At 72.0% G+C, this 24,178-nt stretch carries 23 protein-coding genes and 1 riboswitch; of the genes, 9 read left to right on the top strand and 14 right to left on the bottom strand.

Annotated features, from left to right (window positions below; all coding sequences use genetic code 11):
* The first annotated feature begins 70 nt into the window (after positions 1 to 70).
* Entirely contained in the window at positions 71 to 922 is an 852-nt protein-coding gene (locus OHV05_RS27280) for a helix-turn-helix transcriptional regulator (RefSeq protein ID WP_405020000.1), read from the top strand.
* A gap of 46 nt (positions 923 to 968) precedes the next feature.
* On the opposite strand, the gene OHV05_RS27275 is transcribed toward OHV05_RS27280, so the two are convergent.
* Complete coding sequence (locus OHV05_RS27275; protein ID WP_405019999.1) at positions 969 to 2,315, bottom strand: M14 family metallopeptidase; 1,347 nt, start codon at positions 2,313 to 2,315, stop codon at positions 969 to 971.
* A gap of 207 nt (positions 2,316 to 2,522) precedes the next feature.
* On the opposite strand from OHV05_RS27275, the gene OHV05_RS27270 reads away from it, so the two are divergent.
* Both OHV05_RS27270 and OHV05_RS27265 read left to right on the top strand, forming a co-directional pair.
* Positions 2,523 to 3,569: a phosphatidylinositol-specific phospholipase C domain-containing protein gene (locus OHV05_RS27270; RefSeq protein WP_405019998.1), complete on the top strand. Its 1,047-nt coding sequence runs from the start codon at positions 2,523 to 2,525 to the stop codon at positions 3,567 to 3,569.
* Between the two features lie 60 nt (positions 3,570 to 3,629).
* Positions 3,630 to 4,820: a PLP-dependent aminotransferase family protein gene (locus OHV05_RS27265; protein WP_405019997.1), complete on the top strand. Its 1,191-nt coding sequence runs from the start codon at positions 3,630 to 3,632 to the stop codon at positions 4,818 to 4,820.
* A gap of 76 nt (positions 4,821 to 4,896) precedes the next feature.
* Here OHV05_RS27265 and OHV05_RS27260 read toward each other — a convergent pair whose 3' ends face one another.
* Entirely contained in the window at positions 4,897 to 5,454 is a 558-nt protein-coding gene (locus OHV05_RS27260) for an RICIN domain-containing protein (RefSeq protein ID WP_405019996.1), read from the bottom strand.
* A 260-nt stretch (positions 5,455 to 5,714) separates the two neighbouring features.
* Entirely contained in the window at positions 5,715 to 8,270 is a 2,556-nt protein-coding gene (locus tag OHV05_RS27255; RefSeq protein WP_405019995.1) for a collagenase, read from the bottom strand.
* A gap of 320 nt (positions 8,271 to 8,590) precedes the next feature.
* Between OHV05_RS27255 and OHV05_RS27250 the strand changes: the two genes are divergently transcribed.
* On the top strand, positions 8,591 to 9,106 hold the full coding sequence (locus tag OHV05_RS27250; RefSeq protein ID WP_405019994.1) for a hypothetical protein: 516 nt from the start codon (positions 8,591 to 8,593) through the stop codon (positions 9,104 to 9,106).
* A 96-nt stretch (positions 9,107 to 9,202) separates the two neighbouring features.
* Entirely contained in the window at positions 9,203 to 10,684 is a 1,482-nt protein-coding gene (locus tag OHV05_RS27245; RefSeq protein ID WP_405019993.1) for a M1 family metallopeptidase, read from the top strand.
* 49 nt (positions 10,685 to 10,733) lie between these two features.
* Here the strand turns inward: OHV05_RS27245 and OHV05_RS27240 are convergent, their stop codons facing one another.
* Together OHV05_RS27240 and OHV05_RS27235 are read right to left on the bottom strand one after the other, a co-directional pair.
* A complete protein-coding gene (locus OHV05_RS27240; RefSeq protein WP_405019992.1) occupies positions 10,734 to 12,230 on the bottom strand; it encodes an alkaline phosphatase family protein in 1,497 nt (498 codons plus the stop codon).
* Between the two features lie 175 nt (positions 12,231 to 12,405).
* Entirely contained in the window at positions 12,406 to 13,158 is a 753-nt protein-coding gene (locus tag OHV05_RS27235; RefSeq protein ID WP_405019991.1) for a GntR family transcriptional regulator, read from the bottom strand.
* Positions 13,159 to 13,282: 124 nt separating this feature from the next.
* Between OHV05_RS27235 and OHV05_RS27230 the strand changes: the two genes are divergently transcribed.
* Positions 13,283 to 13,777: an anthrone oxygenase family protein gene (locus OHV05_RS27230; protein ID WP_405019990.1), complete on the top strand. Its 495-nt coding sequence runs from the start codon at positions 13,283 to 13,285 to the stop codon at positions 13,775 to 13,777.
* Here OHV05_RS27230 and OHV05_RS27225 read toward each other — a convergent pair.
* From OHV05_RS27225 to efeO, 4 genes are all read right to left on the bottom strand, one after another.
* Complete coding sequence (locus OHV05_RS27225; protein ID WP_405019989.1) at positions 13,744 to 14,901, bottom strand: magnesium and cobalt transport protein CorA; 1,158 nt, start codon at positions 14,899 to 14,901, stop codon at positions 13,744 to 13,746. The genes OHV05_RS27230 and OHV05_RS27225 overlap by 34 nt on opposite strands.
* Before the next feature lie 77 nt (positions 14,902 to 14,978).
* Positions 14,979 to 15,824 carry an iron uptake transporter permease EfeU gene (efeU, locus tag OHV05_RS27220; RefSeq protein ID WP_405019988.1) on the bottom strand — a complete coding sequence of 282 codons (846 nt, stop codon included), beginning with the start codon at positions 15,822 to 15,824 and terminating at the stop codon, positions 14,979 to 14,981.
* A gap of 37 nt (positions 15,825 to 15,861) precedes the next feature.
* Complete coding sequence (efeB, locus tag OHV05_RS27215; protein WP_405019987.1) at positions 15,862 to 17,148, bottom strand: iron uptake transporter deferrochelatase/peroxidase subunit; 1,287 nt, start codon at positions 17,146 to 17,148, stop codon at positions 15,862 to 15,864.
* Positions 17,149 to 17,164: 16 nt separating this feature from the next.
* Complete coding sequence (gene efeO / locus OHV05_RS27210) at positions 17,165 to 18,304, bottom strand: iron uptake system protein EfeO (RefSeq protein WP_405019986.1); 1,140 nt, start codon at positions 18,302 to 18,304, stop codon at positions 17,165 to 17,167.
* A gap of 213 nt (positions 18,305 to 18,517) precedes the next feature.
* On the opposite strand from efeO, the gene OHV05_RS27205 reads away from it, so the two are divergent.
* A complete protein-coding gene (locus OHV05_RS27205) occupies positions 18,518 to 19,150 on the top strand; it encodes a hypothetical protein (RefSeq protein ID WP_405019985.1) in 633 nt (210 codons plus the stop codon).
* Between the two features lie 160 nt (positions 19,151 to 19,310).
* A complete protein-coding gene (locus OHV05_RS27200; RefSeq protein ID WP_405019984.1) occupies positions 19,311 to 20,675 on the top strand; it encodes a PepSY-associated TM helix domain-containing protein in 1,365 nt (454 codons plus the stop codon).
* A gap of 97 nt (positions 20,676 to 20,772) precedes the next feature.
* Here OHV05_RS27200 and OHV05_RS27195 read toward each other — a convergent pair whose 3' ends face one another.
* Both OHV05_RS27195 and OHV05_RS27190 read right to left on the bottom strand, forming a co-directional pair.
* A complete protein-coding gene (locus OHV05_RS27195) occupies positions 20,773 to 21,582 on the bottom strand; it encodes a CbtA family protein (protein ID WP_405019983.1) in 810 nt (269 codons plus the stop codon).
* Positions 21,583 to 21,596: 14 nt separating this feature from the next.
* On the bottom strand, positions 21,597 to 21,809 hold the full coding sequence (locus tag OHV05_RS27190) for a CbtB-domain containing protein (RefSeq protein WP_403039306.1): 213 nt from the start codon (positions 21,807 to 21,809) through the stop codon (positions 21,597 to 21,599).
* Between the two features lie 60 nt (positions 21,810 to 21,869).
* A riboswitch (cobalamin riboswitch) is annotated at positions 21,870 to 21,955 on the bottom strand.
* Positions 21,956 to 22,105: 150 nt separating this feature from the next.
* Between OHV05_RS27190 and OHV05_RS27185 the strand changes: the two genes are divergently transcribed.
* Positions 22,106 to 22,660, top strand: coding sequence for a histidine phosphatase family protein (locus OHV05_RS27185; RefSeq protein ID WP_405019982.1), 555 nt, complete (start codon positions 22,106 to 22,108; stop codon positions 22,658 to 22,660).
* A 16-nt stretch (positions 22,661 to 22,676) separates the two neighbouring features.
* Here OHV05_RS27185 and OHV05_RS27180 read toward each other — a convergent pair whose 3' ends face one another.
* Genes OHV05_RS27180 through OHV05_RS27170 form a run of 3 tightly spaced genes read right to left on the bottom strand, consistent with a single transcriptional unit; the run spans position 22,677 to position 24,093 of the window.
* Positions 22,677 to 22,889, bottom strand: a complete 213-nt coding sequence (locus OHV05_RS27180; protein ID WP_405019981.1) for a DUF4287 domain-containing protein — start codon at positions 22,887 to 22,889, stop codon at positions 22,677 to 22,679.
* Positions 22,890 to 22,942: 53 nt separating this feature from the next.
* The gene (locus OHV05_RS27175) at positions 22,943 to 23,575 is read right to left on the bottom strand and encodes a DUF305 domain-containing protein (RefSeq protein ID WP_405019980.1); all 633 of its coding nucleotides are present in this window, start codon (positions 23,573 to 23,575) and stop codon (positions 22,943 to 22,945) included.
* 2 nt (positions 23,576 to 23,577) lie between these two features.
* Complete coding sequence (locus OHV05_RS27170; protein WP_405019979.1) at positions 23,578 to 24,093, bottom strand: DUF4396 domain-containing protein; 516 nt, start codon at positions 24,091 to 24,093, stop codon at positions 23,578 to 23,580.
* Positions 24,094 to 24,178: the final 85 nt, after the last annotated feature.

Here is a 24,178-nt window from a genome sequence, read left to right as displayed (position 1 = left end):
TACCCAGCACTCCACGCCACCTGGGAACAACCGGACCTGGGTCTGCGAGAACCACCCTTAGGATCGGAGCATGGGCAAAAAGGGTGAACTGGGGACCTTCCTGCGGTCACGACGGGCCCGGCTGCAGCCGGCCGACGCCGGGTTGCAGCAGTACGGCGAACGCCGCCGGGTGCCGGGCCTGCGCCGGGAGGAGCTGGCCCAGCTGGCCGGGGTCAGCGTCGACTACTATGTGCGGTTCGAGCAGGGCCGGGCGGAGAACGTCTCGGACAGCGTGATCGACGCGGTGGCCACCGCCCTGCGGCTCGACCAGGCCGAGCGGCAGCACCTGCTGCACCTGGTCCGCCCCGATCCCACCGGCCGCCGGCCCGCACAGCAGGTCCGTCCGGGGCTGCTGCGGCTGCTCGACTCGATGCCGGACACCCCCGCCCTGGTGGTCGGGCGGCGGACGGACGTGCTGGCCTGGAACGAGGCGCTCGCCGCGCTGATGCTGGTGGACCTGGCCGGGCTGCCGCCGGAGCAGCGGAACCTCACCTGGCTGCACTTCTGCGACGAGCGGATGCGCAGCCGGTACCTGGACTGGGAGGGCAAGGCCCGCGACCTGGTGGCGATCCTGCGGATGGACCTCGGCCGGCACCAGTGCGACCCCGGGTACACCGACCTGGTGGCCCGACTGGCCGACCGGAGCCCGGAGTTCGCCCGGCTCTGGGAGAACCAGGAGGTCCGCGAGAAGACCCACGGCGAGTACACCGTGTGGCACCCCGCGGCCGGCACCTTCACCCTCGCCTACGAGACCCTGCGGCTGCCGGACGACCCGGACCAGGCGCTGGTCGTCTACACCGCCGAGGCCGGCTCGCCCGCCGAGCCCGCGCTCCGCGCGGTGGTCGACGGTGCCCGGGCCGGGGCGGCCCCGGGCCGGTTCTGACGCTCCGTCGGCCGGGACCCGGGCAGGCCCGGCCGACGGAGCGCGCTCAGGACGCGATCCCGCAGTACTGCTGCTGCTTGCCGATCGCGCGGTACATGCAGTCCGCGTTCTCCAGCAGCCGCAGCACGGCATCGCGGTTCCGGCTGGTCTCCCGGGCGATCACCTCGTCGGGCGGGTAGAACCCGCCCCCGCCGCCGCTCTCGGACGGGTACATCTCGAAGGTGTACGCGAAGACCCGCTGGGTGCCCCACAGCCAGTCGTCGATCGTCCCGTCGGTGATGTACAGGTCGCTGGACTGCTCGGGGGTGTAGCCGTTGCTGTTCGCCATGGTCTTCCCGAAGGTGGCGAAGGTGTTGTACTCGTCCGCCGTCATGCCGGTGGCGGTGTTGTTGTACGTCCAGCCGAACGGCCAGAGCACCAGCTCGCTGTAGGTGTGGAAGTCGATCGCGGCGGTGATCTGCTGCTTGCCGCCGACGATCCGGCTGCGGACGAAGTCGGCCACCACCTTGACCTCCTTGGCGGACTCCGCGGCGCTGCCCCGGTAGGTCTCGCTGGAGGTGGAGCCCGAGGAGCCGCCGCAGCAGCCGAACTTGAAGTTCCAGTTGCGGTTCTGGTCGGTGCCGACGTAGCTGGAGCCGGAGTTGGGCTGCCGGTTCTTCCGCCAGCTGCGGTAGTTGCCGGTGGCCACGTCGTACTCGCCGCCGTCCGGGTTGACGTCCGGCACGATCCAGATCTCCCGGCTGTTCACCACGCCCGCGATCCGGCTGTCGGTGGCGTACTTGTCACCGAACTCGTGCAGCAGGTAGAGCGCCATCTCGACGGTGAGGTGCTCCCGGGCGTGCTGGTGGTGGGTGAACAGCACCTCCGGCTCGGCCTCGTCGGTGCCGACGTTGTCGCTGATCTTGATCGCGAACAGGTCCCGGCCCTCGTAGGACTTGCCGATCACCTGCTTGCTCATGATGGCCGGGTGCGCCGCCACCACGGCGTTGATGTCGGCGGTGGCCTCGGCGTAGTTGTGGTACATCGAGTCCTTGGACGGGAAGTCGTTGATGGTGACCCCCAGTCCGGTCTCCGGCTCCGGGCCGGGCAGGGCGGTCAACTTCCAGCCCTGGGTCCGGAGTCGGCGGGCCTCGGCGGCGGTGGCGGAGACCACCACCGACTGGGCGTCCACCTCGTCGATCGAGACGCCGACGGCGGCGATGGCGGTGCGCTCGGCCGGCGTGCGCGGGCCGTCGATGGCGTACTGGACGATCGCCTCGTCCTGGGCGGCGGACGAACTCTCGTTCACCGGTGCGGGTTTGGCGCTGGCCTCGGACGCCAGCGGCATCGCCAGCGCTATCGCGAGCAGGGCGGCAACGGCCGCAGCGGGCCTTCCGCGACTGAGCAGTCGCATGACTGTCCTCCTGTGGGGGTTGTCCGGTAGGACGGATGGCGGGAGGAACTGCGGCGCGCGCCAAGCACGATGGTGGCGGCACTGTCATGCGTGGGTCAAGCCCATCCGTGACGAACTCTTCTGCCAGATGTACTTGTCATGTCACCTGACGTCCGCTCGACTGTCCGATGCTGGCCACCTCGCCAACCCCCCGACCAGGAGAGACCGTTGAGCCTTCGCCGGACCGCCGCCGCCCTGCTCGCCACCACCGTCGCCGTCGCAGTCGCCACCCTGCTGCCGACCGCCCCGGCACAGGCCGCCGCCACCACCGACCTCCCGTTCGCCGGGTCCACCACGGTCGGCCTGCACAACACCTACGACCCGGCCGCCTTCGCCCAGTTGGCCCGCTCGCTGGACACCGGCACCAGCCTGATCGAGCTGGACGCCTGGACCGACACCGTCACCAAGGAGTGGAAGGTCAGCCACTCCAACCCGCTGGGCAACAGCAACAACTGTGTCGCGGCCACCGACGCCTCCCAGCTGTACGGCGGCGGCACCAACAAGAACCTCGAACACTGCCTGGACGACATCCGGCTCTGGCTCGGCGCGCACCCCCAGTCCGGGCCGCTGGTGGTCAAGTTGGAGCTGAAGGGCGGCTTCGCCGCCAACCGGGGCATGGGCCCGGCCCAGCTCGACGCGCTGATCGCCGCCCACCTCGGCAGCCGGGTGTTCCGCCCGGCCGACCTGCTGGGCTCGTACGCCACCCTGGACGACGCCGCCCGGGCCGGCAACTGGCCGAGCCGGTCGGCGCTGGCCGGGCGGGTGCTGGTCGACGTCATCCCCGGCACCGTCGAGGAGCAGAACCCGTTCGACACCCTGCACACCGACGTCGAGTACGGGCGCTACCTGCGCGACCTGGCGGCGGCCGGCCGGGTCGGCCAGGCACAGGTCTTCCCGGTGGTGCACGGCGCGGCCGCGGGCGACCCCCGGGGCAGGTACGGCGAGACCAACCTGCGCCCGTGGTTCGTGGTCTTCGACGGCGACGCCGCCGCCTACCTGGCCGGGAACATCGACACCTCCTGGTACCAGGCCCGGCACTACCTGCTGGTGATGACGGACGCGCACAACGTCGCCCCGGCCATCTCCGGCACCGCCCCCACCGCCGACCAGGCCCGGGCCAGGGTCACCCAGCTGGCCGCCGCCCACGCCAGCATCGCCACCAGCGACTGGCGTTCGCTGCCGGAGATCCAGTCCCTGGTGCTGCCCCGGGGCTGACGCCGGTCACATGGTGGAAGGGGCTCGATCGGGCGGCCCCACTGCTCGTAGGCTCCGGCCATGACCCGAGCCGAACTGCCGCCCCTCGCCGCCCGCGCCGCCACCGTCGGGCCGTCCGCCGTACGGGAGATCCTCGCGCTGACCGCGCGGCCCGAGGTGATCTCGTTCGCGGGCGGCCTGCCCGCTCCCGAACTCTTCGACGCGGCCGGCCTGCGGGCCGCCTACCACCGGGTGCTCACCGAGATCCCGGAGCGGGCCCTGCAGTACTCCACCACCGAGGGCGACCCGGAGCTGCGCACCGCGATCGCCGAACGGCTGACGGGTCGTGGACTGGCCACCGGGCCGGACGGGTTGCTGGTCACCACCGGCTCCCAGCAGGGGCTGACCCTGCTCGCCACCGCACTGCTGGAGCCCGGCGACGTGGTGCTGGTGGAGGACCCCGGCTACCTGGCCGCGCTGCAGTGCTTCGCCCTGGCGGGCGCCCGGGTGGTGCCGGTGCCGACCGACGACGGCGGCCTGATCCCGGACGCGCTGGCCGAGTTGGTGGCCACCGAGCGGCCGAAGCTGCTCTACCTGGTGCCCACCTTCCAGAACCCGACCGGTCGCACGCTGGCCACCGCCCGCCGCCGGGCGGTGGCCGAACTCGCCGAACGGCACGGCTTCTGGATCGTCGAGGACGACCCGTACGGCGAGCTGCGCTACGACGGCGAGGCCGAGCCGTGGATCGCCGGGCTCCCGGCGGCCGCCGACCGGACCGTGCTGCTGGGCTCGTTCTCGAAGATCCTCGCGCCCGGCCTGCGGCTGGGCTTCCTGCGCGCGCCCGCCGCGCTGCGCCGCGCCTGTGTGATCGTCAAGCAGTCGGTCGACCTGCACACCTCGACCGTCGACCAGGCCGCCGCCGCCCGCTACCTGCGCGACGCCGACCTCGACGGGCACCTCGGACGGATCAGGACCGCCTACCGCGAGCGGCGGGACGCGCTGCTCGCCGGTCTGCCCAAGGCCCTGCCGACGGGCAGCCGGTGGAACCACCCGGCCGGCGGCATGTTCCTCTGGGTCCGGCTGCCGGACGGCCACGACGCGACCGCCCTGCTGCGGACCGCCGTCCGGCACGACGTCGCGTACGTCCCCGGTGCGCCGTTCTACGCCGCCGAGCCGGACCGGCGGACGCTGCGGATGTCCTTCACCACGCACGGCCCCGAGGAGATCGGCGAGGGCCTGCGCCGGCTGGCCGACGCCTTCGCCGAGGGCTGACCACGGCACCGGCCCCACCCGTCCGGGGACGGGTGGGGCCGGGCCGCTCACCGACGGTGGGTCAACGGACGGTGCGTCAGCCGAAGATCCACCGCTGGTTGTCCCAGCCGTTGCGGTCCCAGAGCTGCACCTTGGTGCCGTTGCCGTTGATGGTGTTCAGGTCCGCGTCCAGGACCCGGGCGTTCTTCTTGGTCTGCAGGGTCTGGCCGTCCCAGATCCAGATCTGGTTGTCCCAGCCGTTGCAGTCCCAGAGCTGCACCTTGGTGCCGTTGCCGTTGATGGTGTTGAGGTCCGCGTCCAGGCACCGGTAGTTCTTCTCGGTCTGGATCTTGTAGTAGCCGACCGGCTGGCCCGGTGCCGGGGTCCAGATCCAGGTCTGGTTCGACCAGCCGTTGCAGTCCCAGAGCTGCACCTTGGTGCCGTTGCCGTTGATGGTGTTGAGGTCCGCGTCCAGGCACCGGCCACCGTGGCCACTGGTGAAGCGGGTGGTGCGGTAGCTGGCGGCGAGCGACGGCGCGGCCGTGGCGCCCACGCCCGGCGGTGCCGCCTTGACCGCCCGGAGGCCGTCGGTGGCCGTCGGGGCGACCGCCCCGGCGGTGGTGCCGGCCGACAGGGCCAGCGAGAGGACACTCATACCCGTCGCGATACCGAGAGCGATGCGGGACCTGCTCATCTGTGCCTCACTTCATCTGCACTGGAATATCGTACAAATACCGTGTATTACCGAACCCGACCGACAATCGGGTTCTTCATCAAGGTAGTTCGCAGTCAGAGCAGATATCAGCGGCGCACGGTGGTGAACCGGCCGCGCTTTTCCGGCCCCGCACCTCCGGCCCGGAAATGCCGGAACCGCCGCACCCCCGGAGGGGTGCGGCGGCCCGTGGATCGGACGGCTCAGAACTCGGTCGTGATGCTGACCTTGTCGAAGTTGGCCGCGGCGAACAGGCTCAGGTAGACGTAGCCCGCCGGGGGCTTCTTGATGGTCAGGGTCTCGGTGTTGCCGTTCTTCACCGAACGCTGGGTGAAGTTGGTGGTGGTGGCCCAGTTGCTCGGGCTGTAGTACAGGTCGGCGTTGCCCGTGCCACCGGCGACGGTGACCTTGATCGAGGCGGTGCCGGCCGGCACGTTCAGGTAGAAGTAGCTGTAGTTCGCCACGGTGTTGGACACGTTGGTGCGGCGGCAGTTCTTGCCGAGCACCCGGGTGTCGTCGGCCGGGGCGCACTCCGGCAGGCCGGCCACGGCCACCGTGATCGGCTGGGTGGTGGTCGCGGTGGCGCCCTTGTTGTCCGTCACCGTGAGCTTGACGCTGTAGGTGCCCGCCGCGGCGAAGGTCTTGGCCGGGTTGGCGGCGGTCGAGGTGGTGCCGTCACCGAAGTTCCAGGCGCGGGCGGCGATGGTGCCGTCCGGGTCGGTGGAGACGTCGGTGAAGTTCACCGCGAGGCCGGTCACCAGCGCGGTGAAGCCCGCCACCGGCGGCTTGTTGGCGGGCGGCGTCGGGTCGCAGCTGCCCGTCGAGCAGCGCGCCAGCCAGGCGGCGAAGTCCGCGTCGTAGCGGGTGCCGATGGTGGAGGTGAGCAGGGTGCGGGCGGCCGCCCAGTTGCCGGCCCGGTAGTACCCGAGCAGCGTGGTGACGTCCGCCGGGTGCTGCTGGATCAGGTAACGGACCGCCAGGTAGCCCCAGTTGTAGACCCGGGTGGAGTCCGCGTTGTCGTAGGTGGTGTCGAACAGCGTGCTGAGCTTGTAGGTGTTCTTGCCCGCCTCGGTCAGCGCGGCGGTGTACGTGACGTTCCGGTACGAGTAGGAGATGTACTCGGCGAAGCCCTCGACCCACATCACGGTCGGGGTGGTCATGCCGGCGTTGAAGTCGCCGAACATGTCGAACCGGCCGTCGAGGTAGTGGGTGTACTCGTGGTTGAGGTTCCAGATCTGGAAGTCCGGACGCACCCACTCGGCCTCGTAGGCGATGAACCGCGGCTGGTTCCCGGCGGCGGCCGGGTTGCCCTCCAGGTACATGCCGCCGTTGTTGGTGCTGATCCCGAAGATCACGCCGGCGTAGGTCTGGTAGTCGGCGCTGGAGTCGAACGCGTTGACCTCGATGGTGCTGTTGTTGTCGTTCGCCACCGCCCCGGTGTCCTTGACCACGCTGTGGAAGTAGGCGTCCTGGTTGTTCAGGCTGGTGCAGGTGGCGGCCAGGTCGGCCGCGGTCATCGCCTGGGCGACGATCTTGATGCTCGGGCTGCAGGTGTGGTTGATCGTCAGCACGGCGGCGCGCACCCGGTTCGACAGGTCGCAGGTGCCGTAGTACGCGCAGTTGGCCGCGTCGTACTCGGCGGTCATGTCCGCCATCGGGACCCAGATCGACGCGGTCCGGCCGGTCATCGTGGTCCGGTCCAGCAGCTGCTTGAGCAGCGGGCTGACGGCCGACTTCAGCTCCGGGTGGACCAGGAAGCGGCCGAGCTCGCGACCCGCATTGGCGGTCAGGTAGGACTTGTCGGTGCCGAGCAGGTTGTCGTGGGCGACCGCGAAGTCGCGCAGCACGGTGAGGATGCTCGGGTCGGCCTGCACGGCGGGCAGGAACTCGTCCGTCTGGTGGCCGCGGAACAGGATGGTGTAGGCGTTGTTGACCGCCGCCACCATGTAGTACGAACTGTCGTACGAGCTGTTGTAGTTGGTCAGCAGCCGCTTGACCAAGCCCAGGTAGCGGGCGTTCTCCTGGGCGCTGTCGACCAGGATGACCGCCTCGGACAGCGTGGTGCCGTTGGCGTCGTTGACGTCGGCGGCGCGCGGGGCGGCGAAGAAGGAGTCCAGGGCGCCCTGGATCGAGCTCTTCAGTGCCGGGCCGTAGCTGCCGACGGTGGACTCGTTGTACCACTGCACGAAGTACCCGGCGCGCAGGAACAGCACCAGCTGCCCGGTCGAAGTGCTGTTGTCACCGGGGTAGTTGGCCGCGGCGCTGCGCAGCGCGTCGGAGACCGTGACCATCTGCGCCTCGCGGAACAGCGCCTGCGCGTTCGGGCCGGTCAGGCCGAACAGCGTGTTCACGCAGGTCAGGTCCGAGCCCTTGATCTGCTGGACCAGCGCGGCGCCGGTCTTCGAGGTGAAGTCGGTGACGTTGCAGGTGGCCGCGGCACCGGCCGCGCCGGGCGCCGCCTGCGACTTGGCGAGGTTCGGGACGTGCTGGGTCTTGTCCTTGACCGCCCGCAGCGGGGCGCGCTCGGAGATCGCGACGGGCTGCTTGCTCTCCTCGGCGGGCAGGTCCGCGGCGGCCACCAGGGTGGCCGGCTGCGGCGCCGGGCCGGACCTCGGCGCGGGGGCCGGGGTGGGCTGCGGGCCCTTGCCGCCGACGGCGGCGGCGTGGCCGGCCGGCGCGAGCAGGGTCAGCCCGAGACAGCAGATCAGGGCGGCTATCAGCAGCCGGACGACGTCTTTCGTCGTGGGGGAACTACGCATGAAGGTGGCCTCCGGGCCGGTCTGCGGCCGCGTGTTGGGGACACGCGACAGTGGGGGATTGCGGACCGTGGCAGCGCCGGGAGTCGAGCTCGGACCCGGTTCTGTCGTGAACACGGTGGGGAGTGTGACATGTACCATTGCATACATCACATGGCTGGGGAAGAGGTCCGACCCCAACGACTCGAACTGAGCGACCGTCAGGCCGGTTTCGCCCTGCGGTGGTTGGCTGGTTCGTGCCCGCCGGGCGGTCACCCCCGGGGCCCGACGGTGATCCGGCGGCACAAGCCCGCCACAAGGCGGTGATGCCACAGTGACCGACTGTGAAGACCTGGCAGCTCCGCACCCTCCGCGTCGCCGTCCCGTCCGTCCTCTGCGTGACCCTCACCGCCACCGCCCACCTCGCCCTCGAAGGCGCCCGGCCGCACCTCCCGGCACTGGCCCTGGCGGTCGTCGGCACCACCCTCTGCAACGGGCTGCTGGCCCGGGGCACCCCGGGCCTGGGCCTGACCGGCGCCTGGATGACGGCCACTCAGATCGCCCTCTACGTGCTGTTCGCCCGGACCACGGCCACCCCGGCCCCGATCCCCCGGCCGAGCCACCTGCTCGGCCTGACCGACCCGGCCCTGCCGGTCCCCAGCCCCTCGGTCGCGCTGGCCCTGGCCCACCTGCTGGCCGCCGTGCTCTGCACCCTGCTGCTCCGACCCGGCCGGGCCACCGTCACCCGGGTGCTCCGACTGCTGCCGCACCCGCCCGTGCGTCCGCGCCTGGCACCGCAGCCCGTCCGACGCCCGCAGGCCGAGACCCGGGCCCAGGTGCCCCGGCGTTTCTTAGCGTGAACATTTCATAACAGCTGCCCCGGGTCGCCCCCGGCGGCCCGCCGCGCGTCCTACGGTCGATCAGTCCGCTCACCGCCCCGGTACTTCGGAGGACCCGTGCGCAAAAGGCTGACCATCTCCGCGGCGCTGACCGCCGCCCTGCTGCTGGCCGATCCGGCCGGCGCCGCCACCGGCGCCGTCGGCGCGTCCGGCCTCGGCGACTCCTACTACCCGCAGTACGGCAACGGCGGCTACCAGGTCTCGCACTACGACCTGCGCCTGAAGTACCAGCCCGCCACCGACCGGCTCGAAGGCACCGCGACGCTGCTGACCACCACCACCGCCGCGCTGTCCCGGTTCAACCTCGACTTCGCACTCACCGTCGAGGAGGTGCAGGTCAACGGGCGGAAGGCGGGCTTCGCCCGGACCGGTGAGCACGAGCTGGAGATCACCCCGGCCACCCCGCTCGGCAAGGGCGAGCACGCCACCGTGGTGGTCCGCTACTCCGGCGTCCCGTCCGCCGTCACGGCGTACGGCTTCACCTCCTGGCAGCGCACCCCGGACGGCGGAGTGGCCGCCAACGAGCCGGAGTCCGCCTGGTGGTGGTTCCCGAGCAACGACCACCCCTCCGACAAGGCCACCTTCGACGTCTCCGTGCTGGTCCCCGACGGGACCCAGGCGATCAGCAACGGCGCGCTGGTGTCGCAGAGTTCGCGCCTCGGCTGGACCCGGTGGAACTGGCGGCAGACCAAGCCGCAGGCCACCTACCTGGCCACCCTGGCGGTCGGCCGGTTCGAGATCGGCACCTCGGTCACCGAGGGCGGCATCCCGGTGTTCACCGCCTACAGCCGCGACCTCGGCGCCAACGCCGGCGCCGCCCGCGCCAGCCTGGAGCGGACCGGCGAGCTCACCGACTGGCTCAGCACCCTGCTCGGCCCGTACCCCTTCGACACCGTCGGCGGCTACGTCCCCAACACCCGCCCCGGCTACGCCCTGGAGACCCAGAGCCAGATCTACTACAGCCCGCGGATCTTCGCGGCCGGCTCCAACACCTCGATCGTCGTCCACGAGTTGGCGCACCAGTGGTACGGCGACAGCGTCTCGCTCGACCACTGGAGCGAGATCTGGCTGAACGAGGGCTTCGCCCGGTACGCCCAGTGGCTCTGGTCCGAGCACGAGAACGAGGGCACCGCCCAGGAGTTGGCGGACTGGACGTACGCGAGCAAGCCCGCCGAGGACCCGTTCTGGACCGTGCTCCCCGGCGATCCGGGCCCGGACAACCAGTTCCACGCCGCGGTGTACGACCGCGGCGCACTCGCCGTCCAGGCCCTCCGCAACACCGTCGGCGACCAGGCGTTCTTCGCGATCCTGCGCGGCTGGCCGGCCGAGCGCAAGTACGGCAACGCCTCCATCGCGGACTTCCGGCGGTACGCCGAGCGGGTCTCCGGCAAGCCGCTCGGCGACCTGCTGCAGACCTGGCTCTACACCAGCGGCAAGCCGGCCGCCGGGACCTCACCCACCCTGCGGGCCAAGGCCGTTCAGGAGCCGAAGTCCTGGTCGGAGATCAAGGCCACCGACACCGCACACGACACCCGCTGACCCCCGGTCCCGGGTGGCCCGCCGGATCGACGGGCCACCCGGGCAGGCATCAGACGCCGTAGACCCGGACGTTGTCGACCACCCAGTACCAGTTGTTGCTGCCGGTGTAGCGGAACCGCAGCTGGAGGGTGCCGGCGCCGGCCGGGACGGTCAGGGTGTGGGTCTGACGGCCGTTCACCAGGCTGCTGTACGAGGCCAGCTGGACCGGCGTGCCGCCGCTCCAGGAGGCCAGCACCTTGGCGGTCTGGGCACCGTCCTGCTGGTAGTAGCTGGTGTACTCGACCTTGACGGTGGCCAGGCCGGAGACCGGGTAGGCCGGGCTGACCAGGGTGGTGTCGTAGTTGCCCGAGAAGGACTTGTCGGCCCACTCGTCGGAGTCGGCGACCGCGAAGACGTTCCGGGAGCGCACGTTGAGCTCGCGGTACTGGTCGCGCTGGGTCTTCGTCCAGAACTCGTCGGTGGTGAACGACCAGCCGCGCCACTCGGTGACCCCGCCGGTGCCCATCGCCGAGTTGTCCACCGACCAGCCGCTCGGCGCGGTGCGGGTGAAGCCGAGCACACCCGCCGCGATGCCGGTCTCGTCCACCCGGCCGGTCAGCTGCGGACGCAGCGCGTCGAACGCGTCCGGGGTGAGGCTCGCGATCGGGGCACCGTCCAGGCTCCAGGCCGGGTCGATCGCGATGCCCAGGTGGGCCAGCGCGGTCGGCGCGATGTCCACCATCCGCACGTCGTAGCGGACCGAACCGGCCGCCAGGCCACCGCCGTTGGCGATCACGAAGGTCTGCCGCTCCTCCCAGGTCGAGCCGCCGTGGCCGCCGGTCGGGGTGTGGCCGTGGTCGGCCGTCACCATGATCAGCCAGTCCTCCTGGGCGTAGCCGGCCCGGCCCCGGACCGCCGCGACGATCTGGCCGACCTGGCCGTCCACGCCCTTGATCGCGTCCAGGTACGCCTGGCTGGCCGAGCCGCTCGCGTGACCCGCGTGGTCGACGTTGTCGAGCTGGACGAAGACCGCGTCGGGGTTGCCGTCCCGCAGCTTGGCCACCGCGCGGGAGGTGGTGCCGGTGTCGTACTCGGCGCTCGGGGTGGCCACCCGGGTGTCCACGGTCGCCGAGTAGATGGTGTTCGGGATCGACGCCCAGGAGGCCACCACGTAGGTGGAGAACGCCGAGTCGGCCCGCTCCACCCGGGTCAGCCAGTCCGGGTAGGCGGCCAGGTTGGGCGCGGTGAAGTTGTTGTCCTTGACGTTGTGCTTGTCCGGCCAGACGCCGGTGGCGATGGTGGTCCAGCCCGGGCCCGAGGAGGTCTCGGCCATCGGGTTGGCGTACAGGCTGCTCGCGGCGGTCAGCCCGCCGGCCATCAGGGCGTCCAGGTTCGGCGCGTCGGCGTCCTTGATCCGGTTGAGCATGGTGCCGTCCAGGCCGATCACCAGCACCTTGGGGGTCCGGGCGGCGGTGGCGGCGAGCGCGGTGCGGGCGAGCGGGCCGGTCACGAGAGCGGCTGCGGCGGTGCCGAGGAGCAGGCTGCGCCTGGGGAGTCCTGCGGTCACGTCGTCCTCCTGAGGAAGCGTCAGAGCTGGAGCGGGGCGCGGACCACACTCGGGCCGTCCGGTGGCGCGAGCTCCCCCGGCTGCGGTACCCGGCGTGAACAGCGTCCGAACTTCGGTCCAGACCCGTTACCGTTTCGTGACCTATGTGCGGCCGGGCCCAACTCCCTTCGTGCACTCAGGAATCCGGCTCCAGGCGGGTGGTGAAGCTGAAACGGTCACCCCGGTAGAGCGAGCGGACCCGCTCCAACGGAGTGCCGGTGGTGTCCCGGGTGAGCCGGTGCAGCAGGAGCATCGGGAGGGCCGGCGGGGTGCCGATCAGCAGGGCCTCCCGGGGGGTGGCGAGCACGGTCTCGATCCGTTCGTCGGCCGCGCCGAACCCGATGCCGAGCTTCTCGGTCAGGAACGCGTAGAGCGACGCCCCCGGATCGAACTCCCGCTCCAGGGACGGGATCCGGGCCACCGCGAGATAGGTGCTCTCCAGGCCGACCCGCTCGCCGTCGGCGAGCAGCACCCGCTCCAGGTGCCAGACCGGCGCCCCGGCCGGCAGCCGCAGCTGGTCCGCCAACTGCCCGTCCGCGCCGAGCTGTTCGAGGCCGATCAGGGTCCGACCCGGCACCCGGCCCTGCCGGCGGACGCCCTCGGTGTAGCTGGCCAGCGAGAGCGGCTGCTCCAGCTTCGGGCCCGCCGCCACCGTGCTGCGGCCCCGGCGCCGGACCCGGCCCTGGATCAGCAGGTCGCGCAGCGCCTGCCGGAGGGTCTCCCGGGACACCTCGTACCTGGCCGCCAACTCCCGTTCGGTGGGCAGCGCACCGCCCTCGCCGAGCTCGTCCAGCAGGGCTTCCAGCTCCGCCTTCACCGCGTAGTACTTGGGCACCCGGCCGTGCTCGGGGATGCCGGACCGGATCGGGGAGCCTGGGACGTCGTTCACCCCGCCATCCTCCCAGCCCGGTCGGCGGCCGCTCCGGGCGGCCCGACCTCACAATTCGCGGGCCTGCGTCGTCGGACCACTGACCCACCGCACCCACCCGCACCCACGTACTGGAGCCACCACCATGCGCACCCGACTCCTCCAGGGGCTCGCCCTGCTCGCCACCGGCCTGCTGGCCGGCGCGTTCGGCTACGGCGCCGCCAACCTCGTCCCCACCTTCGACGCCGTACCGCTCGACCTCCGGCTCTCCTTCCACACCGAGCTGATGAAGATGAACGGCATCACCATGCAGGCCGCGATGGCGGTCTCGATCCTGAGTTCCCTCGCGCTCGCGCTGCTGACCCGGGGCCGGGCCCGGCTGCTCGCGGGCGCGGCCGCCGCGCTGACCCTGGTCTCCTTCCTGACCACCCGGTTCGGCAACGTACCGATCAACGGCCGGATCAAGGAGTGGGCCCGCACCTCGGCCCCGGCCGACCACGCGGAGGTCCTGCGCCGCTGGGAGCTGTTCAACGACCTGCGCACGCTCACCGCCGTCCTCGCGTTCGGCCTGCTGATCGCCCTCGCCCTGTCGGCCGGATCACCCGCTCAGAGCCAGTCCCGGCGCTTGAAGACCAGGTAGAGCCCGCCGCAGACCAGCGCCATCAGCCCGATCGCGAACGGGTAGCCGAACACCCAGCCGAGCTCCGGCATGTGGGCGAAGTTCATCCCGTAGACGGTGCCGATCAGGGTCGGCGCGAACAGGATGGCGGCCCAGGAGGAGATCTTCTTGATCTCGTTGTTCTGGGCGTGCCCGGCCTCGGCGAGCTGCTTCATCTCCTCGTTCTGCGCCTGCGAGACCAGGGTGGCGTTGACGGTGAGGATGTTCTGCAGCATCTGCCGGAAGCCGTCCACCCGTTCGGCGGCGGTGGTGGCGTGGTCGGCCACGTCACGCAGGTTGCGCTGGAGCTCCTCGTCGGTGCCGTACTTGCCGAAGCCGGCCTCCAGGCTGGCCATGATCTGCAGCAGCGGGCGGGTCGAGCGCTGGAACTCGATCACCTCGCGGGAGAGCTCGTAGATCCGTCGGGAGACCTTCGGGTCGCCGCTGAAGACCTCGGTCTCGATCTCGTCGATGTCGTGCTGGAGCCCGGCGATCACGGGGGCGTAGCCGTCCACCACCGCGTCCAGCACGGCGTACAGCACCGCCTCCGGGCCGAGCGCCAGCAGCTCGGGGTCGTCCTCCAGCCGGCGGCGGACCACCGAGAGGTCCGGGGACTGCGAGTGGCGCACCGTCAGGACGAACTGCGGGCCGACGAAGAGGTGGATCTCGCCGAAGTCGACCTGTTCGCTCTCGTCCAGGTAGCGGGCCGCCCGGAGCACCACGAACAGGGTGGCGCCGTAGCGCTCCAGCTTGGGCCGCTGGTGGGCGACGATGGCGTCCTCGACCGCGAGCTCGTGCAGGCCGAACCGCTCGGCCGCCTCCAGCATCTGCTCCTCGGCCGGGCGGTAGAGGCCGATCCAGGCCATCGTGCCGGGCTCGCCCGGCACCTGGCGGTACACCTCGGCCAGGCTGTCGGCACCGGCGATCCGGTGGCCGCCCCGGTACACGGCGGCGTCCACCACCGAGCGCTCCAGCTGCACCCCGTCGTCCAGCAGCTCGGCGCGGGGGTCCATCGAGTGCTCGGGGGCGGGACCGGTCTGCTGCCCCGTCGGGCGGGCGAACGGACGCCTGCTCGCGCGGGCCGCGCGGGAACGCCAGTCGGACATGGGAGGCACCTCCGCCGCCCAGTCTCCCGCCGGGCGACCCGCCGCGCACCCAGGGACACGCGACGGGTGGCGGAGCGTCAGCCCGCGTCGGCCGGAGCCTTCGCGGGGGCCGGCGGCACGGCCACCTTGCCGGGCTGACGCAGGAACAGGAACAGCGTGGGCACCACGTACAGCGTCCAGGCCGAGACCTGGAGCACCGTCGGGTCGGGCTGGAAGTTGAAGACGCCCTTGAGCAGGGTGCCGTACCAGCTGTCCCGGGGGACGGTGCTGCTGATGTCGAACGCGCGGTTCGCCAGGCCCGGCAGGATGTCGGCCTCCTGGAGGTCGTGCAGGCCGTAGGCCAGCACCCCGGCGGCCACCACGACCAGCATCGCGCCGGTCCAGGTGAAGAACTTGGCCAGGTTGATCTTCAGGGCACCCCGGTAGAACAACCAGCCGAGGAAGACCGCGGTGAGCAGCCCGAGGCAGGCGCCGACCAGCGGCCGGACGCCGTCGCTGGTGGCCTGCACCGCCGCCCAGATGAACAGCGCGGTCTCCAGGCCCTCCCGGCCGACCGCCAGGAAGGCGGTGAACACCAGCGCGCCGGTGCCCATCGCGACCGCCGCGTCCAGCTTGCCGTGCAGCTCGGTCTTCAGGTGACGGGCCGTCCGGCGCATCCAGAACACCATCCAGGTGACCAGCCCGACCGCGATGATCGACAGCGTGCCGCCGAGGGTCTCCTGGGCCTGGAAGGTGAGCTGGTTGGAGCCGAACTGGAGCAGGGCGCCGAACGCCATGCTGAGCGCGACCGCCACCCCGATGCCGATCCAGACCGGGGCGAGCGCCTGCCGGCGCTCGGTCTTGACCAGGTAGGCGATCAGGATGCAGACCACCAGGCTGGCTTCGAGCCCCTCGCGCAGGCCGATCAGGTAGTTGCCGAACACGGCGGTGTCCTTCCAGTACTTGTGGGATCGGGGCAGGTCAGCCGAAGAGCGACTGACCCCACCACTCGCCGGGCTTGCGGACCCCCGGCGGGCAGGCGAAGTGCGCCGAACCGACATGCTGGATGTACTCGTTGAGGGCGTCGGTGGCGGCCAGCTTGCGCTGCACCGGCACGAACGCCTTGCGGGTGTCGCGCTGGTACGCCAGGAAGAACAGCCCGGCCTCCAGTCGGCCCAGACCGTCCGAGCCGTCGGTGAAGGAGAAGCCCCGGCGGAGCAGCTTGGCCCCGCTGTTGCTGTCGGGGTGGGCCAGCCGGACGTGCGAGTCCTTCGGCATCGCCGACAGGTCCGGAGCGTCGTGCTCCTTCTGCTTGCCGAACGGGGCACCCTCGCGCTTGGTCCGCCCGAAGATGTCCTCCTGCTCCTTGAGCGGGGTGCGGTCCCAGGTCTCGATGTGCATCCGGATCCGCCGGGCCACCAGGTACGAGCCGCCGGTCATCCACTCCGGGCCGTCGCCGGGCGCCGCCCAGATGTGCTCGTCCAGGGTCGGGGTGTCCTGGCCCGAGACGTTGTGGGTGCCGTCCTTGAAGCCCATCAGGTTGCGCGGGGTCTGCGCCTCCGGGGTGGTGGAGGAGGTCTTGCCGAAGCCGAGCTGGGACCAGCGCACGGTGACCACGCCCATCCCGATCCGGGCCAGGTTGCGGATCGCGTGCACCGCCACCTGCGGGTCGTCCGCGCACGCCTGCACGCAGAGGTCGCCGCCGCTGCGGGCCGGGTCCAGGTTGTCGTGCGGGAAGGCGGGCAGGTCGATCAGGCCCTCGGGCCGCTTGGCCTTGAGGCCGAACCGGTCCTTGCCGTCCTTCTCGAACAGGGTCGGGCCGAAGCCGATGGTCAGGGTCAGCCGGGACGCGGGCAGGCCCAGCGCCTCGCCGGTGTCGTCCGGCGGGGCCTCGGCCAGGCCGGTCGCCCCGGTGCCGACCTCGCGGCCGCCGGTCATCACGGCCGCCGCCTTGGTCCACTCCTTGAGCACCCGGATCAGGGCGTCCCGGCTGGTGGTGGAGACGTCGAAGGCGGCGAAGTGCAGCCGGTCCTGGACCGGGGTGGCGATGCCCGCCTGGTGCTCGCCGTAGAACTCGATGTCCGGGACCGCCTTGAGGGCGGCCTCGGCCTCCTCGTCGGAGCTCCGGGTGGCCGCGGCCACCGTGCCGACTGCGGCGGCGCCGAGCGCCACCCCGGCCCCGGCCCAGCCGATGACGGCGCGTCGGCTGACCGCGCCCTTCGGCTCCGGGCCCTGCTCCGCGCCGGTCTCCTGCGTCTGCTCGACCATGACTCTCCCTCAGGTCTTACTTGACCACGACGGCGGCGGCGAGCTTGGAGAGCGGCTCGGCGAGCGCGTTGACCGCGTCCGAGAAGGTCTTCCGCTCGGGCTCGGCGACCTTGTCGTACGAGGTGTAGCTGCCGTCGGCCTGCTTGTACTTGGCGAGCATCGCCTGCAGCGCCGCGAACTCCTGGTCCAGCGTCTTGGCCAGCTCCGGGTCCTTCTCGGCGGCGACCGGCTTGATCAGCTCGTACGCCTTCAGCGCGCCCTCGACGTTGCCCGCGAAGTCCGACAGGTCGGTGTGGCTGTAGCGGTCCTCCTCGCCGGTGACCTTGCCGGTGGCGACCTCGTCCAGCAGCTCCTTGGCGCCGTTGGCCATGCTGGTGGCGGTGATGTCGGCGGTGCCGACCACCTTCTGCCACTCCTTCAGGTCGGTGACCAGCTGGTCGGCCAGCTTCTTGTCGGCGTCGGTGATCGCGCCGGCCTCCCAGAGCGACTTCTCCAGCTTGTGCCAGCCGGTCCACTCCTGGCCGGCCTCCAGGCCGTCCTCGCGGACGTCGGTCTTCGGGTCGATGTCACCGAAGCTCTCGGCCACCGGCTCGGTCCGCTCCCAGCCCACCCGGGACGGGGCGAACGCCGCCTTGGCGGCCGCCAGGTCGCCGGCCTTGACCGCGTCGGCGAACTTCTGCACCAGCGGGATGGTGGCGTCGGCCTGCTCCTGGACGTACTTGCGGTACTCGGCGACCGCCTTGTCCAGGCGCGGGTCGCCCTTGGCCTGGGCGCCGTCACCGGTCACGGTGATCTTCTGCCGGATGCCGTCGCCGGTCATGCCCGGCTTGCAGGCGACCTCGTACTCGCCGGCCTTGATCTCCGAGGTGATGGTGGCCTTGGTGCCGGGGCCGATGTTCTCCCGCTCGGCCACGATCTTGTCGCCCGGGGCGTAGACGTAGACCTCGGTGACCTTGGAACCCTTGTTCTGCACGGCGAAGTTGACCGCGCCGGCCGGGAAGCTGGTCTTCGAGAGCTCGCAGGCACTGTCCGAGGCGTTCACCTGGATCGCGCCGTCGGCCGAGACGTCCTTCTTCTGCTCGGTGCAGGCGGTCAGCGCGGCACCGGCCACGGCGAAGGTGAGCAGCGCGGCGAGGTGCGGGCGACGGACGGGCATCAGGACTCCACGGACGGGGACGGCTTGAGGGACGGGCGGGCACCTAGTTAGGACACCCTCACCCACCAGTAAAGTAAGCCATGCCTAAGCCGATGCCCACACCGGGGGTGGTCACAGATCGGCAAAGACCCCCGGCCCCGTCCCGGCTCCCGTTCCTGACGGACCGGGACACCCCCTCTGCCGACCGGGCGTCAGGTCTGTCATCCTTCCCGGGTGCACACCGGCCAGCCTCCGTTCCGCGCGTTCCGCGCCCTCGCCTTCGCGGCGGTGTGCGCGGCCGCGTCGCTCGGTGTGCACCGGTTGGCGGGCGGGGCCCCGGTCCAGGCCGGGACGCTCGGGCTCGCGGTCGGCCTGACGGCCGGCGGCGGCTACCTGCTGGCCGGGCGGCGCCGGGGGCTCGGCTCGCTGCTGGGGGCGTGCTTCGCCACCCAGTACGGGCTGCACCACCTGTTCGGGCTGGGGGCGGTGCCGGACCGTCAGCCGGTGCACCGGCACGGCATGGCGCACGGCCCGGGCCACGGCATGGCGCACGAGATGCCGGAGGCCGTCTCCGCCCCGGTCGGGCACCTGTCGATGGAGCCGGAGATGCTCCTGGTGCACGCCGTGCTCGCGCTGCTCTGCGCCTGGTGGCTGGCCCAGGGTGAACACGCCCTGGCCGGGCTGCTGCTCGGCGCGGCCGTCGCCCTCGGCGGCCGGCTGATCCGCCTGGTCACCGCCGCACCCGCGGTGCCCGCCCTCCCCCGGCCGCGCAGCCTGACGTTCCGGTACCGCCCGGCGCCCGCGCTGCTGTTGCTGCTCTCGACCGCCGTCTCGCGGCGCGGGCCACCCGCTCTCTCCTGCTCGTAGCGCCGGCGCCCATCGGGGCCGACCGGCCGTACGGCCGCGCCCGTTCCCGGGTGCCGCCGGTCCGTCCGCCGTGCCTTCTTCCGCACCTGCGGCCGGACCTTCACCCTGTCGTGCCGCGCCGTCGCACGCACGTCCTCCCGAGCCGGAGAGAGCTGCTTCCATGCTGTCCGAAACCGAACGACCGCCCACCGCGGCGCCCACCGCCGCACCCTCCACGTGGGCCGGGCTGCGGCCCCTGCTGCTCCGCCTGCACTTCTACGCGGGCATCCTGATCGCCCCGTTCCTGCTGGTCGCCGCCGTCAGCGGGCTGCTGTACGCGGGCTCGTACCAGATCGAACGCTTCGTCTACGCGGACCAGCTGACGGTCTCCCGGGTCGGCGGGACCGCGCTGCCGCTGTCCCGCCAGATCGAGGCCGCCACCGCCGCCCACCCCGACGGCACCTTCGCGCTGGTCCGCACCTCCGACGACCCGGCGGCCACCACCCAGGTGCTGCTGAACGTGCCGACCCTCGACGAGGGCCTCAAGCTCGCGGTCTTCGTCGACCCGTACACCGCCGAGGTGCGCGGCGCGCTGGAGAGCTACGGCAGCTCCGGAGCGCTGCCGTTCCGGGCCTGGCTGTCCAAGCTGCACGCCAACCTCCAGCTCGGTGAACCCGGCCGGATCTACAGCGAACTCGCCGCCAGCTGGCTCTGGGTGGTGGTGCTCGGCGGGCTCGCGCTCTGGTTCGGCCGCCGCCGCAAGCGGTACGCCCGCCCCGAGGGCGGGCTGACGGGGCGTCGGCGGGCGCTCTCCTGGCACGGTGCGATCGGCCTCTGGGCCGCCGTCGGCCTGCTCGGGCTCTCGGCCACCGGCCTCACCTGGTCCACCTACGCCGGTGAGCACATCGACGGGCTCCGCACCTCGCTGAGCTGGACCACCCCCGCGCTCAGCACCGCCACCGGCGGTGGCGACCACTCGGCGCACGAGGGCCACGCCGGCACTCCGGCCGCGCCCGCCGCCCCGGTCGGCGTCGACCGGGTGATGGCGGCCGCCACCGCCGCCGGCATCGACGGGCCGGTCGAGCTGGTCCCGCCGAAGGGGGCCGGCAGCGCCTACGCGGTCAAGGAGATCGACAAGCAGTGGCCGGTCCGGCTGGACCAGGTCGCCGTCGACCCCGGCACCGGCGCGGTGACCTCCGAACTCCGCTTCGCCGACCACCCGCTGGGCGCCAAGCTGACCCGCTTCGGCATCGACCTGCACATGGGCGTCACCTTCGGCCTGGCCAACCAGCTCGCCCTGATCGCCCTGGCGGCCGGCCTGGTCGCGATGACCCTGCTGGGCTACCGCATGTGGTGGCACCGCCGACCCGGCCCGCGCGCCTTCGGCCGCCCCTACCCCGCGGGCGCCTGGCGGCAGTCCCCCAAGGCCGCCGCGGCCCTGGCCGGCTGCGCCGTCGCGGTCGGCTGGTTCCTCCCGCTGCTCGGCATCTCGCTGGCCGCCTTCCTGACGGTCGACGTCCTGCTGGGCCTGCGCAAGAAGAGCTGACCGGCGCGGTCCCGCCTCCCGCGAGGAGGGCGGGACACGCCTCGGGGCCCGCCGACGGTCGCGCGTGCGGCGGGCCCCGAGAGGGTGTGACGGTGGGTCAGGCGGCCGGGACCGCCGTGGCCGGCGGGGTGACCGTGGCCGGGCGGGGAGCCAGCAGGCGCTCCGCGAAGTGGCCGAAGAGCAGGGCGAAGCTCGTCCACAGGACGGCCTGGAGGCCCAGGGTGGCGAGGCGGAACTTCCACAGCAGGGCGGCCGGGAAGGTCTCCTTGATGGCGTCCCCGTTGCCCGGGAGCAGCACGAAGGCCAGCGTGACGGCGGCCACGAAGGCGAGGCCGGCCACCACCGAGGCGTTCCAGTTGCCCAGGCGCGGGGCGAGGCGGCGGCCGAGGATGACGGCCGCGACCGCGAGCAGCACGCTGAGCAGGATCATCAGGAAGAACAGCGTGGTGCGCTTGCCGATGGTGTCCGGGTTGCCCACCGCGGGCGGGGTGGCCGGGTACTTGAGGAACGGCACCAGGTACACGGTGGTGAACGCGGCCGCCGCGACCAGGGCAGCGGTCACCTTGGGCGAGAAGCGGCCGATCCGGCCGAGCGCGAAGCAGTACACCATGGCGGCGATGCCGCCGAGCGCGACGCCGTAGACCAGGACGCCGGTGGCCAGCCCGAAGGTGGACTGCATCGACCGGCTGACCAGTTCCTCTTCCTCCTCGGCGGCCGGAGCCGCCGGGGCGGCGGCGGCGTCCCCGCCGTGCACGTGTTGCGGCGCGGAGGCGGCGCTCTCCAGGGCGATCGAGTCGTCGACCGACGGCTCACCCACCAGGAAGGCGAACGCGAAGGCCAGCACGCCGGCCAGCAGGCCCGCGAGCATGCCGCGGACCAGCAGGTTTCTGACGGTGGTGGAAGGCATGTACGTGTTCTCCGTCAGTGGCAGGGGAAGCCGAGCAGGTGGCGACCGTCGTGGACCCACTCGTGTACGGAGGCGCCGGAGAACACGGAGGTGGCGCCCTGTTCGGCACCGACGAAGTAGAGCAGCACCAGCATCAGGGTGCCGAGGAAGACCGCCCAGGGCAGCAGGGCCCGGATCGGAAGCGTCTCGGTGACCTCGGTGACGGGAGAGACAATGGCCTGAGCCATGGCAGGACCTCCTTGGGGAACGCGCGTCCCAGTCGTTGGAGCTCGGACGACGACCCTCGGGTCTGACTCACCGGCAGTTCCCGCCCTCGGGCGGGGTGCTGCTCGGCATACAGTGGCGCGACCGTGCCGGGTTCTCACCGGCTTCCGTCCTGCCGTCGTCATGTCGCTGCGAACCGTACCGCCATTCGGGGGAGGCAGCCAAGGGAGCGCGAGGCGGCGCCCGGTTCGTCCGAATGCGCCGGGAGGCGGCCGATCCGGCACCGGTGACCAGCAGTTGAGCAGAGGGAGCGGGACGGATGACGGTACGGGTGATGTTCATCTCACCGGCGATCGGGGCGGCGCTGCGCGGCGCCCGGTTCGAGGACGGGGAGCCGCTGGACGCCGTCGGGCGGAGCCGGGCCGAGGCGGCGGCCGGGAGCGTCCGCGCCGACGGGGCGGTGCTGGTCTCCCCGACCGCACGCTGCCGGGAGACCGCAGAGGCGCTCGGGCTCACCGGCCCGGCAGGCCCGGCGGGGTGGTCGATGGGCCGCTGGCGGGGCCTGACCCTGGACCAGGTGGCGGCCGCCGAACCGGAGGCGGTCGGGCAGTGGCTGGCCGACCCGGACGCCGCACCGCACGGCGGGGAGTCGCTGACCGCGCTCTGCGCCAGGACCGCCGACTGGCTGACCGCGCTGCCGGACGGACCGGTGCTGGCGGTGGCCGAACCCGAGCTGATCCGGGCGGCCGTGGTGCACGCACTCGCCGTACCGGCCCAGGCGTTCTGGCGGATCGACGTACCGCCGCTCACCGCCACCGAACTGACCGGCCGGGCCGGCCGGTGGAACCTGCGCTGCGGCCACCCGCTCGGGTGACCGCAGCGCGGGACGGTCAGCGCTTGCCGTCCTCCGCCAGCGTGTACGCGACCAGCGCGTTGGCGTGCCCGTGGCCGAGACCGTGCTCGGCCTTGAGCCAGCCCACCAGCTCCAGGTGCCTGGTCAGCGGCGAGGCGCGGATCAGCTCCTGCCACTCGGCGATCGGCCGGCCGTACTTCTGCTCGATCGACGGGAAGTAACTGGCGGGGCCCTTCACAGCTTCGGTCATGGACCTCACTCTGCCACGGGGCCCCGACAGTCCGGCCGCTGACGACCCGTCGGTCAGCGGGCCGCGGTGCCGCCGAGCAGCTTCCGCATCTGCTCGATCTCGGCGCTCTGACCGCTGACCACCGCCCCCGCCAGCTCCTTCGCCGGGGCATAACTCCCCTGCTCCTGCTCGGTCCTGGCCATCTCGACGGCCCTGGTGTGGTGCGCCGTCATCAGCTTCAGGAAGGCGGTGTCGAGGGCCACCCTGGTGGCGTCCTTCAGCCCCGCCGGCTCGGCCTCGGTCATCATGCCCGCCGCCCCGGCGCCGCCGTGACCGGCGTGCGCTCCGGCCGCGCCGGGCTGCGGGACCTGCTCGCCCCACCCGGTCAGCCAGCCGGACAGGGTGGCGATCTCCGGGTCCTGCGCCGCCCGGATCGCGGCGGCCAACTGCCGGACCTCGGGCGAGCCGGCCCGGGTGGCGGCCGACTCGGCCATCTCCAGCGCCTGTCGGTGGTGCGGGATCATGCCCTGGGCGAAGGCCAGGTCGGCGGCGTTGTACGCCTTCCCGGTGCTCGCACCGGTGGCCGCCGGGGCGGCGTTGTGCGCGTCGTGGCCACCACCGCCGCTGCCGCAGGCGGTGAGCAGCAGGGCACTCGCGAGCAGCGCGGCTGCGGCGAGCGGGACACGACGGTTCGGCTTGGTGTTCATGCTCAGTGGTGGTGGGCGTGGACCACGGCGTGGCCCCGGCCCCTGGCGATCAGCCAGCGGTTCACCGGCACGGTCAGCACGAAGGCGACCACCAGCGAGAAGGCCAGCGAGCTCCAGAACAGCAGGCTGTCCAGACCGGCGTCCATCGCTCCGGGAACGCCGACCATGACGCCGTTGTCCACCAGTTCCATCACCACGATCGACACGGTGTCAGCCGCCAGCGCGACCTTCAACGCGCCACGCAGGTCCAGGCCGGCCCGCAGCACGCCGCGCATGGTGAGCGCGTAACCGAAGACGAACGCCAGCAGGACGGAGAGCAGCACGGTCGCGCCGGTGTGCAGGCCGAGGGCCGTCCCGATCACCAGGCCGAGGATCTCGCCGACGGCGCAGCCGGTGAGGCAGTGCAGGGTCGCCTGCGCGGCGTTCCGCCAGCTGCCGGCCCCGGCGTGCCCCTGGTGCGGGTGGTGGTCGTGGCGGTCGTGGTGGTCGTGCCCGTGCTGCGCGTGCTCGTGGCTCATCGGCTCTCCCCGTGCTCGGTCGTCCCTTCGGACACCCGAACCATATACCCCCGTGGGGTATTCCTCAGCGGCCGTCGGCGCTCGG

It is taken from the genome of Kitasatospora sp. NBC_00070, assembly GCF_045041205.1.
GTDB lineage: Bacteria > Actinomycetota > Actinomycetes > Streptomycetales > Streptomycetaceae > Kitasatospora.
Note: the sequence above shows the minus strand (reverse complement) of the source record. Positions and strands in the feature narration are given on the sequence as shown.